This window comes from Pseudomonas sp. BRM28, from assembly GCF_002939405.1.
Taxonomy (GTDB): domain Bacteria; phylum Pseudomonadota; class Gammaproteobacteria; order Pseudomonadales; family Pseudomonadaceae; genus Aquipseudomonas; species Aquipseudomonas palmensis.
In genome coordinates, this window is record NZ_PEFV01000001.1 from 4151505 (window position 1) to 4164394 (window position 12890).

The following is a 12890-nucleotide window of genomic DNA, read 5'->3' on the forward strand; positions in this document are numbered from 1 at the left end:
CCTACAAGGATCACCGCAATCCCCTGTAGGAGCCAGCCTTGCTGGCGAAAGGGCTGTCAATTAACGTCCAGTTTGTAGCCTTGGCGCACAATGCGCCGTTACGCCTGCTTCATCCCCAACTCCGCATCATCGATCAGCGCCTTGGCGAACCCGCTGAGGTAATAAGCTGCCCACACCGCTGCGCCATCGTCATCCATCACACCGTTCAGAATGAGCTTGTGCACGCAGCCGAGCATGATCGAAGCCTGCTCCAGTGCGTAATCGCAGGGGATGCCGGGGACGATTCGGAACAGCTCTGTAGGTGGGTTTTGGCTTCGAATGAACGTCGCGGCACCTATCGTCTCGCCTGTGCCAGCTTGCGGGCCGTTACTCATGCAGAAATCCTTGTTCCAGAGTTAGCAGGTTGGCTAGTGCATGCTCTACCAACGCTTTAGCCATCTCGGCCGAATGCAGCACACTCAGCAGCATACTGTGGCTTGGATCATTGGCGTGGGTTCTACAGAATTCATTGGTGGTTTCATGGATGCCGCGCATCAATTCGCTAGCGAAGGCAAGGGAGTCAGCGGTAACGAGGTCGCTGTGGATGGAGAAGTAGGGGCTGGTGAATGGGTGTAGAACAGGCGGATCGGGGACGATCTTTTTCATGGCGTAACTCCTAGGTTCACTCAGGAGCTACCGCCCAATCCCTCTCACAGGATGTAGGGTGGCAGCCGTACGCGGGGTGAGAGACCGGAGACCTAGGAACCCGGCCAGACCAAAGTCTGCCCGCGCACAGCTGCCATGACAAAGCTGCCATCAGGTCAAGGACGGGCTCTCACACCCGGTCGCCAAATCGACGACTAGGGAAAACTAGCCTTGATGTGCCTTCTCAGCAACGGAGAAAGGGTGGCAGCTTGCGTAGGATAGTTCTGAAAGCATTTAGACTGGAAATTTTTTGACCCATGTGATCGCAGACGAAGGATGGCCGTATAAGCGCGCCATACCGCTTCGCCAGCAAGGCTGGCTCCTACAAGGATCACCGCGATCCCCTGTAGGAGCCAGCCTTGCCGGCGAAAGGGCCCTCAGTCAGTGCCCATGACTGCGCCCCACATGCGAATGCTCCGCCTCCGGGGCTGTCACCGCACCGTTCACCTCCAGATGCTGCAGGATCGAGCACTGCGTTTCCTGCGCCCGGCAATGCTGGCGCAACTCCAGCAACTGCCCCTGCAACGCCACCAACCCGTCGATGCGCGCCTTCACGTGCTGGATATGCTCGTCGATCAGCGCATTCACGCTTTCGCACTGGTCCTCCGGGCTGTCGCGCAGGCGCAGCAGGCTGCGGATCTCTTCCAGGGTCATGTCCAACGTGCGGCAGTTGCGGATGAAGGTCAGCCGCTCCACGTGCGCCTGGGTATACAGCCTGTAGTTGCCCTCGCTGCGCGCAGGCTCTGGCAAGAGGCTTTCACGCTCGTAGTAGCGAATGGTTTCCACCGGGCAGTCGGTGGCCCTGGCCAGCTCTCCGATCTTCATCTGCAAAATACCTCGGTTGGTTGCTTGACCCTATAGTGGCTACAGGGTGTTCACTTGGCAACAGGACCTTTAGGGATGAACCACATGAACCAGCCTGTCAGCCCCGACCACGTCGGCCACGCGCACGATCACAAGCATGAACATAGCCACGATCATGCCCACGACCACGCGGACCACGACCACGCCAGCCCCGCGCCTGCCGCGCCTGCCCACGGCAGCTGCTGCTCCGGCGCCGCCACACCGGCCCTGGTGCAGCTGCGTGAAACCACCAGCAGCGATGCGCGGCTGAGCCGCTTCCGGATCGAGGCCATGGACTGCCCGACCGAGCAGACCCTGATCCAGAACAAGCTGGGCAAGCTCGACGGCGTCGAGCAGCTGGAATTCAACCTGATCAACCGTATCCTCGGCGTCACGCATACCCACCCCGACACCCTCGGCATCGAGCAGGCGATCACCTCGCTGGGCATGCACGCCGAACCGCTCGACGATGCGGGCGAGGCCGGCAGCGACGCAGGGGCTGCGCCGAAGAAACCCTGGTGGCCGCTGGCGCTGTCCGGTGTCGCCGCACTCGCCGCCGAGATCGTCCACTTCACCAATGCCGCCCCGGAATGGGCCGTGGCCCTGCTGGCGCTGGCGGCCATCCTCGGCTGCGGCCTGGGCACCTACAAGAAGGGCTGGATTGCCCTGAAGAACCGCAACCTGAACATCAACGCACTGATGAGCATCGCCGTGACCGGCGCCGTGCTGATCGGCCAGTGGCCGGAAGCGGCCATGGTGATGGTGCTGTTCACCCTGGCCGAACTGATCGAGGCGCGCTCGCTGGACCGTGCACGCAACGCCATCGGCGGCCTGATGCAACTGGCCCCGGACCTGGCCACCGTGCGCCAGGCCGACGGCCAATGGCAGGAGGTCGACGTGCGCCAGGTGGCCCTTGGCGCCACCGTGCGCGTGCGCCCAGGCGAACGTATCGGCCTGGACGGCGAAGTGCTGCAAGGCCAGTCCAGCATCGACCAGGCGCCGATCACCGGCGAAAGCCTGCCGGTGGAGAAGGGCCCCGGCGACAAGGTGTTCGCCGGCACCATCAACCAGTCTGGTGCGCTGGAGTACCGAGTGACCGCCGCCGCCGGCCAGTCGACCCTGGCCCGCATCATCAAGGCCGTGGAGCAAGCCCAGGGCGCCCGTGCCCCGACCCAGCGCTTCGTCGACCAGTTCTCGCGCATCTACACCCCGGTGGTGTTCGTGCTGGCACTGGCGGTGGCCGTGGTGGCACCGCTGTTCTTCGGCGGCCTGTGGTTCGACTGGATCTACCGTGCGCTGGTGCTGCTGGTGGTGGCGTGCCCGTGCGCGCTGGTGATCTCGACCCCGGTGACCATCGTCAGCGGCCTGGCCGCCGCAGCGCGCAAGGGCATCCTGATCAAGGGCGGCGTGTACCTGGAGGGCGGGCGCAAGCTCAGCTTCCTGGCGCTGGACAAGACCGGCACCATCACCCACGGCAAACCGGTGCAAACCGACTACCGCGTGCTCGATGCGCGCTTCGAAGGCCGCGCCCAGCACATCGCCGCGAGCCTGGGCGCTCGTTCCGATCACCCGGTGTCGATGGCCATCGCACAGCAGTACGGCGATCAGCCGCTGGCCGAGGTCAGCGAGTTCCAGGCCCTGATGGGCCGTGGCGTGGGCGGCAAGATCGACGGCGTGCTGTACCACCTGGGCAACCATCGCCTGGTCGAGGAACTGGGCCTGTGCTCGCCCGAACTGGAAGCCCAGCTCGATGAGCTGGAGCGCCAGGGCAAGACCGTGGTGCTGCTGCTCGACGCCTCCGGCCCGCTGGCGCTGTTCGCCGTGGCCGATACGGTCAAGGAAAGCAGCCGCGAGGCGATTGCGCAGTTGCATGCACTGGGTATCAAGACCGTCATGCTCACCGGCGACAATCCGCACACCGCCGAGGCCATCGCCGCGCAGGTGGGCATCGATGAGGCTCGCGGCAACCTGCTGCCGGCCGACAAGCTCAAGGCCATCGAAGACCTGTACGCCCAGGGCCATCGGGTCGGCATGGTCGGCGACGGCATCAACGATGCCCCGGCGCTGGCGCGCGCCGAGATCGGGTTTGCCATGGCGGCGGCCGGTACCGACACCGCCATCGAAACCGCAGACGTGGCACTGATGGATGACGACTTGCGCAAAATCCCGGCGTTCGTCAGGCTCTCGCGGCAAAGCGCGGCGATCCTGGTGCAGAACATCGTTCTGGCCCTGGGCATCAAGGCGATCTTCCTGGCGATCACCTTCACCGGCATGGCGACCTTGTGGATGGCGGTGTTCGCCGACATGGGCGTGAGCTTGCTGGTGGTATTCAACGGCTTGCGCCTGCTCAGAAAGTAAGAGGCGGTATGTTGAGTTCCGAGTTGAAGGCGTTCTACATGGTGGCCCGCCTGGGCAGCATTACCCTGGCGGCGAAGAAACTCGGGCTCAGCCAGCCAACGGTGACCACGCAGATCCGCAACCTGGAGGCCCAGTACGGGGTCGAGCTGTTCTTTCGTGGCGGTCGCCGCCTGACCCTGAGCGACGACGGCACGCGGCTGATGCCGATGGTCAAGGCGCTGATGCAGCAGGAGTCGGATATCGAGTTCTTCCTGCGCAACAGCGGCCAGGGGCAGGGCGGCCTGCGCATTGCGGCCACGGCGCCGTACTACATTCTCGACCTGGTGAAGATCTTCCGCGAGCGCCTGCCGCAGGTGGAGCTGTCGGTGGAGATCGGCAACTCGCAGCAGGTGCTGGAGTGGCTGGAGGATTACCGCGTGGACATGGCCGCCTCGTCACAGCTGGTGGAGGATGCGCGGCTGGTGCGGCGGGTACTGGGCGTCGACCCGCTGGTGGTGGCAGTGCACCGCAACCACCCCCTGGCCTCGCGTGAGGCGGTGCCGCTGAGTGCGCTGGGCGGGCATTGCCTGCTGATGCGCGAACAGGGCTCGACCACGCGCCGGCTCACCGAGCAGATGCTCGACGAGGCGGGGGTGAAGGTGGGCTCGCTGCTGGAGATCGGTAGCCGCGAATCGATCCGCGAGGCGGTGCTGCGCAACATCGGCATCAGCATCATCGCCCGCCACGAGGTGCCGCATAACCCGGAACTGAAGGTGCTGGCGCTGGAGGGTGCGCCGGTGATGCATGAGTACCTGTACTGCCTCAAGGAACGGCGCCAGGCGCGGTTGCCTGCTGCCTTTCTCGGCTTGGCCCAGGAAGTATCGGCGTCTGGTCCATAGCCATCGCGGGTCAAGCCCGCTCCCACAAGATCGTTGTGGGAGCGGGCTTGACCCGCGATGGGCTGCGCAGCAGCCCTACAAAATCTGCCTATACCACTATCATCCGCTTTTGCCCCACCGCCACAGAACCTTCGCATTGCCCGCCTAGCATGGCCCTCACTCGTTCAGTGAGGTCCCGGCATGAACAACGCACTCGCAACCCCCGGCGCACAGATGAAAGTGCGCGGCATCCACAAACGCTTCGGCGCCTTCACCGCGCTGCACGACGTGTCCCTGGACATCGCCGCCGGCGAACTGGTGTGCCTGCTCGGCCCTTCCGGCTGCGGCAAGACCACCCTGCTGCGCTGCATCGCCGGGCTCGAACGCCAGGACCGTGGCACCCTCTACATCGGTGACCGCGACATTTCCGAGCTGCCGCCCCAGGCCCGCGACTACGGCATTCTGTTCCAGTCCTACGCGCTGTTCCCCAACCTCACCGTCGAAGCCAACATCGCCTACGGCCTGACCGCCAGCAGCCGCGACGAATCCCGTCAGCGCGTGGCCGACATGCTCGACCTGGTCGGCCTGCGCGGCAGCGAGAAGAAGTACCCCGGCCAGCTCTCCGGCGGCCAGCAACAACGTGTGGCCCTGGCCCGCGCACTCGCCCCGGCACCCTCCTTGCTGCTGCTCGACGAACCCATGTCGGCCCTCGATGCCCGCGTGCGCGACCACCTGTGCAGCGAACTGCGTCAGTTGCAACGCCAACTTGGCATCACCACCCTGATGGTCACCCACAACCAGGACGAGGCCATGCTCATGGCCGACCGCATCGCGGTGATGAACAACGGCCAGGTCGAGCAGTACGACACCCCGCAGGCCATCTACGACAAGCCGGCCACGCCGTTCGTGGCCGAGTTCGTCGGCCAGGGCAACTGGCTGCCATTCCAGCAGCGTAGCGACAGCCATGCCCAGGTAGGTGACATGAACCTGCGCCTGGCCCCCGGTGCGGGCGCGGCCAACAGTGGCCGGTTGTTCTGCCGCCCCGAGGCGATCAGCGTCAACCCGCCGGTGCATGAAGAAAACCTGTTCCCGGCCCGCGTGCGGGAAATCACCTTCCTTGGCAATCGCTGCCGCATGAGTTTCGAGTTCAATCAACTGCCCGGCCACGCACTCACCGCCGAGGTGGCGCCCGAATCGATGCCGCGCCTGGGCTCGCAGGATATCTGGGTGGCCTTGCCGCCGCGCAGCCTGCAGGTGTTTGCCTGACATGGGCGCGCCGATGAGCCTGCCGATCGCACCTGCGAAGGCCAAGACCACCGGCGGCGTCGCGCTGGGTGATCGCCTGTTCGTGACCGGCGGCAAATGGCTGTTGCTGGTGCTGCTGACCGTCGCGGTGCTGCTGCCGTTGCTGGCGATCTTCTGGCGCGGCTTCAGCAGCGATGCCGGGCAGGGCGGCGGGCTGGTCGCGGCCCGCGAACTGTTCGCCAGCGCCAACTTCCACTGGCTGCTGGGCAACAGCCTCACCGTCGCGCTGAGCGTGGCGGCCATCGTGGTGCCCACCGCCTACCTGTTCGCCTATGCGCTGCAACGCACGCTGATTCCGGGCAAGCGCATATGGCGCGGGATCTCGCTGCTGCCGCTGCTGGCGCCTTCGATGCTGCCGGCCATCGCGCTGGTGTACCTGTTCGGTAACCAGGGCCTGCTGCGCGGGCTGCTCAGCGACAATATCTATGGCTTCTGGGGCATCGTGCTGGGCGAGGCCATCTACACCTTCCCGCATGCGCTGATGATCCTGCTCTCGGCACTGTCGCTGGCCGATGCACGGTTGTTCGATGCGGCCTCCAGCATGGGCGCCGGGCCACGCCGCGCGTTCACCAGCATCACCTGGCCGGCCACGCGCCAGGCCGTGTTCGCCGCGTTCTGCCTGGTGTTCACCCTCACCATCACCGACTTCGGCGTGCCGGTGGTGGTGGGTGGCGACTACCAGGTGCTGGCGCTGGAAGCCTACAAGGCGGTGGTGGGCCAGCAGCAGTTCGGCCGTGGTGCACTGATCGGCATGGTGCTGCTGGTGCCGGCGCTGCTCAGCTTTGCGGTGGATGCCTGGCTGCGCCGGCGCCAGGGCGATGCCATGAGCGGTCGCGCCCAGGTGTTCGAGCCGGCCCCCAGCCGCCGGCGTGATGCGTGCTTCCTGGCCATCGTGCTGCTGGTGTGCGCCATTCTGCTGCTGGTGGTGGGCATGGCGGTGTACTCCTCGCTGGTCAAGTTCTGGCCCTACAACCTGTCGCTGTCGCTCAAGCACTACCAGTTCGACGACACCGCCGGCGGCGGCTGGCTGGCCTACCGCAACAGCATCACCATGGCGCTGGGCACCGCCCTGATCGGCAGCGCGGTGATCTTCAGCGGCGCCTACCTGATGGAGAAGACCAGAGGCCGTCTCAACCTGCTGCTGCGCCTGCTCAGCTTCGTGCCGATGGCTGTGCCCGGGTTGGTGCTGGGGCTGGGCTACGTGTTCTTCTTCAACCTGCCGGGCAACCCGCTGCATGTGTTCTACGGCAGCATGACGCTGCTGGTGGTGTGCACCATCGCGCACTACCTGACCACCGCGCAGATGACCGCCACCACTGCACTGCGCCAGCTCGACAGCGAGTTCGAGGCCGCCGCGCTGTCGCTCAAGGCCCCGCTGTACCGCCACTTTGCGCGGGTCACCGTGCCGATCTGCCTGCCAGCACTGCTGGACATCATCCGCTACCTGTTCGTCTCGGCGATGACCACCGTGTCGGCGGCCATCTTCCTCTACAGCCCCGACACCATCCTGGCCGCGGTGGCGGTACTGAACATGGACGATGCCGGCAACGTCGGCGGTGCCGCCGCCATGTCCACCCTGATCCTGCTGACCAGCGCCGGCGTGTCACTGCTGCTGGCGTGGGCCTCGCGTGGCCTGCTCAAACGCTCCCAGGCCTGGCGCCAGCGCGCGCCGGGCCACTGATTGCTCTTCCAACCCTGTACTGCTCAAAGGAACCGCACCATGTTCAAGCCACTTGCTCTTGCCGCTGCCGTGCTCGCTGCCGTGACCGTGCAGGCCCAGGCCGCCGACACCCAGCTCACCGTGTACACCGCGCTGGAGGCCGAACAGCTCAAGACCTACAAGCAGGCCTTCGAAAAGGCCAACCCGGATATCGAGATCAAGTGGGTGCGTGACTCCACCGGCATCATCACCGCCAAGCTGCTGGCCGAGAAGGATCGCCCGCAGGCCGACGCGGTGTGGGGCCTGGCGGCGTCGAGCCTGGCGATCCTCGACCAGCAGGGCATGCTGCAGACCTATGCCCCCAAGGACCTGGACAAGATCGGCGCCAACTACCGCGATGCGGCCAACCCGCCGGCGTGGGTGGGCATGGACGTGTGGGCGGCGACCATCTGCTTCAACACCATCGAGGCCGAGAAGCAGGGGCTGAGCAAGCCGGTGAGCTGGCAGGACCTGACCAAGCCCGAGTACAAGGGCAAGATCGTGATGCCCAACCCGGCCTCGTCCGGCACCGGTTTTCTGGATGTGAGCGCATGGCTGCAGACCTTCGGCGAGAAGCAGGGCTGGCAGTACATGGACGAGCTGCACCAGAACATCGGCCAGTACGTTCACTCCGGTTCCAAGCCGTGCAAGCTGGCGGCGGCGGGAGAGTTCCCGATCGGCATCTCGTTCGAGTACCCGGCGGTGCAGCTCAAGCGCCAGGGCGCGCCGCTGGATATCGTGCTGCCCAAGGAAGGCCTGGGCTGGGAGATCGAGGCCACTGCGCTGATCAAGGGCAGTCAGCATGAAGCCGCGGCCAAGCGCCTGGCCGACTTCTCGGCGAGCCCGGCGGCGATGGAGCTGTACAAGGAGAACTTCGCGGTGCTGGCGCAGCCAGGCATTGCCAAGCCGCAGACCGAGTTGCCGGCCGATTACGAGCAGCGTCTGATCAAGAACGACTTCGGCTGGGCATCGAAGAACCGCGACAGCATTCTGGCCGAGTGGCGCAAGCGCTATGACGGCAAGTCGGAGAAGGTGGCGCAGCAGTAAATCCGCTTCGCTCCCTTCGCCGGCAAGGCCGGCTCCTACAGGTCTGCGCCGTCTGTAGGAGCCGGCCTTGCCGGCGAAAGTCGCACCACCATCTCAAGGGAACCCCCATGTCAGATTTTCTCATCGTCGGCGCCGGCATCCTCGGTCTGTCCCACGCCTACGCCGCAGCCCGGCGCGGCATGCGGGTCAAGGTGTTCGAACGCAGCGCCACCCCGCTGGGCGCCTCCATTCGCAACTTCGGCCAGGCCCTGGTCAGCGGCCAGCCACCCGGCCAGATGCTCGAACTAGCCAAGGCCAGCCGCGGCATCTGGGCCCACTGGGCCGAGCACGCCGGCTTTGCGCTCAAGCGCAACGGCTCGCTGCTGCTGGCCCGCACCGCGCTGGAGCAAGACCTGCTCGAAGCCTTCTGCAACGGGCGTGCACTCGAGCACGGCTACCCGGTCGAACTGCTGCAGGGCGCCGCGCTCGATGCGCTGTATGACGGCCAGTTCCGCCATCATCGCGCCGCCCTGCGTGGGCTGGACGATCAGCAGGTGTACTCGCGCGAGGCCATACCTGCGCTGGTCAACTACCTGCGCGAGCAACTGGGCGTCGAGTTCCACTTTTCCACGCTGGTGCGCGAGGTGGAGCCGGGGTTTCTGACCACCACCGCCGGTCGCTTCAGCGGCGAGCACATCGTGGTGTGCAGCGGGCACGACTACCAGACGCTGCTCGCCGAGCCGATGGCGCAGTTGCAGCCGCAGGTATGTCGCCTGCAGATGCTGCGCGCCCGGCCATGCTTCGGCCTGGACCTGCAGCATTCGCTGCTGACCGGGTTGAGCTGCCTGCATTACGGGGCGTATGCCGACCTGCCGCAGGCGCAGGCCCTGCGCGCCGAGGTACAGGCCGGCAGCCCGCACCTGCTGGAAAACGGCATTCACCTGTTGATCAGCCCGACGCCCCATGGCGAGCTGATCATCGGCGATTCGCATGCCTATGGCAGCGATGCATCGCCGTTCAATGCCGAGCAGGTGGACAACTGGATGATCGAGCTGGCCGAGCAGACGCTGGGTGGGCGCATCGAGGTGCTGGAGCGCTGGCAGGGGGTGTACGGCTCGGGTGGGCCGGGGCCGTTTTCGCTGCTGGCGGTAGCGCCGGGGGTGAGTGCGGCGCTGATGCACAGCGGGGTGGGGATGAGCGTGGGGCCGGCGTTGGCGGAGGGGCATATTGCACGTCTGATCTAAGACCGCCATCGCGGGTCAAGCCCGCTCCCACAGGGATCGCACACTCTCTGTGGGAGCGGGCTTGACCCGCGATTGGCCTTAAAGCTCCTGCACAAGACTGTCGATCTGCTCCTGCCGCTCCGCCTGCCCGAGTTTGGCCCCTGGGTTCATCGACGACCACTGCGGGTGCGCCCGCGCCTTGCTCAGCGCCTCCGGCAACTTGCCCTCGCGCCAGCCCTTGTCGCTGGGCAACGTCAGCTTGATGCGAGCTGTCGCCGCATGCCCGCGCCCCTCCAGCGCTGCCAGCAACTGACGCTGACGCAACGCCAGCAAGCGCAGCACCCCGTCGTCCACCGTCAGTTCATGCTGGCCCTTCAGCTTGCCCATCAGCCGCGAACCGTAACTGCGTGCCGTCTGCAGCGCACCCCCGGCAATCGCCCCGGCCAGTGCGGCCGCCCCCAGGGTAATGCCGCCGACCAGCAGGTCGACCCCGGCACCGGCCGCCGCGCCCGCGGCAACCCCGCTGCCCAGGCGCACGCCCAGCAATTTCAGGGTCTCGGGGTTGAACAGGTCATCGCCCCAGCGCCCGTCCAGCAGCGGTAGCTCGCCGGTGTGGGCGTCGTCCTTGCGAAACGCATACAGCTTGAGCAGCGCCTCGACGCAGCGTTGTTCACGCTGGCGAATCACCTGATGCAGCTCGCTGATCGCCGCTGCCTCGGCCTCCGGCCTGGCGATCACGCTACGCCGGCACGCCGCGCAATCGAGCAGCAGTTCGGCAATCAGGCGCTTGGCGCTGTGCTGGCGTGCCACACGCTGGGCCTGCTGGTCATCGATAAGGCGCTGCAAGGCCGGGCGCGCATTCTCCAGCAGCAAGGCCAGGCTTTCGTACAGGCGCTGCTCGCCATCCTGCGGCGGGGCCACGCTGTCGAAGCGCACCAGTGCGTGCAGCCCCAGGCGTGCCAGGGCCTCGCGCCAGTCCGGCTCGCGATGCTCGTTGCTGGCCACGAAGTTGAGCACCGGCAGCAGCGGTTTGCCGCAACCGGCCAGCACTTCCAGTTCATCGCGGTACTTGGCCAGCACCGGCTCGCGGGCGTCGATCACGTACAGCCCGGCATCACTGGCCAGCAACTGGCGCAGCACCTTGGCCTCCTGCTCGAAGCGCTGGCGCGCCTCGTTGCCTTGCAGAAAACGCTCGACCCGCGCCGGTCCGTCCAGCCGCTCACCGGGCCGATCGAGACGCTCCAGGTAATCGAGCAGCGCGATGGCATCCTCCAGGCCCGGGGTGTCGTACAGCTCCAGCAGCGGCTCGCCCTCCACCGACAGCCGTGCGCCTTCCACATGCCGGGTGGTGCTGGGGCGGTGCGAGACTTCGCCGAAACCCACGTCGCGGGTGAGCGTGCGCAGCAGCGAGGTCTTGCCGACGTTGGTGTGGCCGACCACGGCCAGTTTCAACGGCTTAGTCATGGCCATGCTCCAGCCAGTTGAGGGGGGCACTGTCGGCGTAGGCCAGGCCCAGTTGCTCCAGCGCCTGGTGCCAGTCGCCCAGGCGGTCGGCGTCCAGTGCCTGGCCGGGTGGTGCCTGCAACAGCCAGATGCGCGTGGCCCCGGCGCTGCGCGCAAGCTCGGCCAGCAGCGCCAGGCTGCCCCGGTCGGGCGAGCGGCGCGGGTCGCAGGCGATGGCCAGGCGCGCGGGCGGGAAGCGGCTCAGCTGTTCGAGCAGCCTGTTGCGTGATTCGCGGCTGTCGAGGATACCGGCGTTGGTCACCGAGGCTGGCAGAGCGGGCGGCCAGGGGCGCTGGTCGTCGAGCTCCAGGCCCACCAGCAAGGCGCCCTCGGCCGGTGCGTCGCCTTCGCTGCGGGTGATTTCGGGCAAGGCCTGCGGGGCAGGGTCGTTGACCCCCAGGCGTTCGCTGCTGGGCATCAGCACGTCGCGCAGGGCGCTGTAGCCGGGCAGGTTGAGGTCCAGGCCCAGGCGCCGGCGCCCGCTGTGCCAGCGCCACAGGCACAGGGCCGCGAGCACCAGCCGCGGCAGCAGGCCGTACACCACCAGCACGCCGAGCATCCAGCCGGCCCACGACTGGCGTGCCAGCTCCAGCGCCGGTTGGCTGGCGCCGCTGGCGCGGATCATGGCCGCGTCCGGCACGCTGAAACCCAGCAGCGCGGGCAGGGTGCCGAGGGCCTGGGTCAGGCCGACGAAGGTGTCGGGGTCGAGGATGGTGGTTTCCCACACAAAGCCATAACGCCGGGTGGCCAGCAGCATCAACATCACCACCAGGGCGCTGGCCAGCGCCAGCAGCCACAGGCCGTGCACCAGCAGGCCGAGCAGCCAGCGGTTGAGGCGCTGGCGTTGCAGCAGCACCAGCAGGGCAGGGGCCAGGTGCGCGGCCTTGGCATCGCGGGCGAACTTTTCGCTCAGCCATAGCCACAGCCGCCCCAGGCTGGCGCCATGGTCGCCGGCCAGGGCAAAGCCCAGAGCCCAGCTCAGCAGCATCAGCAGGTTAAGCCCCAGCAGGCTGCCCAGCGCCCAGAACACGTTGACCGGGCGCTGACCGTCGCCCAGCCCGGCGAAGGCCAGGCCGGCGCCGCTGAGCACGGCGAGCAGCAGCAGGGCCAGCAGCGCCAGGCGCGCCCCGGCTTTCCAGCGCCCCAGCGCGGCGCGCAGGCCGTCGCGTTCGGCCAGCCACAGGGCGCGGTGTTCGATGCGTGCAGCCAGGTCGCCGCCTTGCTGGCGCGCGCGGCGGTTGGCTTCCTGGTCTTCCAGCGCGCCGGCATGTTCTTCACGCAGGCGCACGGCTTCAGTGAGCCAGCGTTTGTCTAGGTCAGTCAGTCCAGTCACACCCAGCTTCCATTGATCAAAACTGCCCAAAGCATAACCCACGCATCGGCCAGCGGGCT

The 12890-nt window shown here is 66.7% G+C and carries 11 protein-coding genes; 6 read left to right on the forward strand and 5 right to left on the reverse strand.

Features of this window, described 5'->3' with window-relative positions:
* Nucleotides 1-98 precede the first annotated feature (98 nt).
* The 3 genes from CR917_RS19545 to cadR all read right to left on the reverse strand — a co-directional run bounded on the left by CR917_RS19545 (nt 99) and on the right by cadR (nt 1509).
* Nucleotides 99-374 (reverse strand): DUF3077 domain-containing protein, encoded by a 276-nt coding sequence (locus CR917_RS19545; RefSeq protein WP_058541767.1) that lies wholly within the window; start codon nt 372-374, stop codon nt 99-101.
* Entirely contained in the window at nt 367-645 is a 279-nt protein-coding gene (locus CR917_RS19550; protein WP_058541768.1) for a hypothetical protein, read from the reverse strand. Before CR917_RS19550 ends, CR917_RS19545 begins: the two co-directional genes overlap by 8 nt.
* A gap of 420 nt (nt 646-1065) precedes the next feature.
* Entirely contained in the window at nt 1066-1509 is a 444-nt protein-coding gene (cadR, locus tag CR917_RS19555; RefSeq protein ID WP_043863455.1) for a Cd(II)/Pb(II)-responsive transcriptional regulator, read from the reverse strand.
* 84 nt (nt 1510-1593) lie between these two features.
* On the opposite strand from cadR, the gene CR917_RS19560 reads away from it, so the two are divergent.
* From CR917_RS19560 to CR917_RS19585, 6 genes are all read left to right on the forward strand, one after another.
* Entirely contained in the window at nt 1594-3885 is a 2292-nt protein-coding gene (locus CR917_RS19560) for a heavy metal translocating P-type ATPase (protein WP_104573197.1), read from the forward strand.
* 8 nt (nt 3886-3893) lie between these two features.
* Nucleotides 3894-4763: a LysR family transcriptional regulator gene (locus CR917_RS19565; protein ID WP_043863456.1), complete on the forward strand. Its 870-nt coding sequence runs from the start codon at nt 3894-3896 to the stop codon at nt 4761-4763.
* A 180-nt stretch (nt 4764-4943) separates the two neighbouring features.
* Complete coding sequence (locus CR917_RS19570) at nt 4944-6008, forward strand: putative 2-aminoethylphosphonate ABC transporter ATP-binding protein (protein WP_058541770.1); 1065 nt, start codon at nt 4944-4946, stop codon at nt 6006-6008.
* Between the two features lies 1 nt (nt 6009).
* A complete protein-coding gene (locus CR917_RS19575) occupies nt 6010-7728 on the forward strand; it encodes a putative 2-aminoethylphosphonate ABC transporter permease subunit (RefSeq protein ID WP_043863458.1) in 1719 nt (572 codons plus the stop codon).
* Nucleotides 7729-7767: 39 nt separating this feature from the next.
* Nucleotides 7768-8793, forward strand: coding sequence for a putative 2-aminoethylphosphonate ABC transporter substrate-binding protein (locus tag CR917_RS19580; protein WP_054915526.1), 1026 nt, complete (start codon nt 7768-7770; stop codon nt 8791-8793).
* A gap of 107 nt (nt 8794-8900) precedes the next feature.
* Complete coding sequence (locus CR917_RS19585; RefSeq protein ID WP_104572824.1) at nt 8901-10016, forward strand: TIGR03364 family FAD-dependent oxidoreductase; 1116 nt, start codon at nt 8901-8903, stop codon at nt 10014-10016.
* A gap of 78 nt (nt 10017-10094) precedes the next feature.
* On the opposite strand, the gene CR917_RS19590 is transcribed toward CR917_RS19585, so the two are convergent.
* Together CR917_RS19590 and CR917_RS19595 are read right to left on the reverse strand one after the other, a co-directional pair.
* Nucleotides 10095-11459, reverse strand: a complete 1365-nt coding sequence (locus tag CR917_RS19590; protein ID WP_078480707.1) for a DUF3482 domain-containing protein — start codon at nt 11457-11459, stop codon at nt 10095-10097.
* Complete coding sequence (locus tag CR917_RS19595; protein WP_088514640.1) at nt 11452-12831, reverse strand: DUF2868 domain-containing protein; 1380 nt, start codon at nt 12829-12831, stop codon at nt 11452-11454. Before CR917_RS19595 ends, CR917_RS19590 begins: the two co-directional genes overlap by 8 nt.
* Nucleotides 12832-12890: the final 59 nt, after the last annotated feature.

Coding starts and splice junctions, on each gene's coding strand:
- CR917_RS19545 (WP_058541767.1), bottom strand. CDS start 374: ATGAGTAACGGCCCGCAAGCTGGCACAGGCGAGACGATAGGTGCCGCG.
- CR917_RS19550 (WP_058541768.1), bottom strand. CDS start 645: ATGAAAAAGATCGTCCCCGATCCGCCTGTTCTACACCCATTCACCAGC.
- cadR (WP_043863455.1), bottom strand. CDS start 1,509: ATGAAGATCGGAGAGCTGGCCAGGGCCACCGACTGCCCGGTGGAAACC.
- CR917_RS19560 (WP_104573197.1), top strand. CDS start 1,594: ATGAACCAGCCTGTCAGCCCCGACCACGTCGGCCACGCGCACGATCAC.
- CR917_RS19565 (WP_043863456.1), top strand. CDS start 3,894: ATGTTGAGTTCCGAGTTGAAGGCGTTCTACATGGTGGCCCGCCTGGGC.
- CR917_RS19570 (WP_058541770.1), top strand. CDS start 4,944: ATGAACAACGCACTCGCAACCCCCGGCGCACAGATGAAAGTGCGCGGC.
- CR917_RS19575 (WP_043863458.1), top strand. CDS start 6,010: ATGGGCGCGCCGATGAGCCTGCCGATCGCACCTGCGAAGGCCAAGACC.
- CR917_RS19580 (WP_054915526.1), top strand. CDS start 7,768: ATGTTCAAGCCACTTGCTCTTGCCGCTGCCGTGCTCGCTGCCGTGACC.
- CR917_RS19585 (WP_104572824.1), top strand. CDS start 8,901: ATGTCAGATTTTCTCATCGTCGGCGCCGGCATCCTCGGTCTGTCCCAC.
- CR917_RS19590 (WP_078480707.1), bottom strand. CDS start 11,459: ATGACTAAGCCGTTGAAACTGGCCGTGGTCGGCCACACCAACGTCGGC.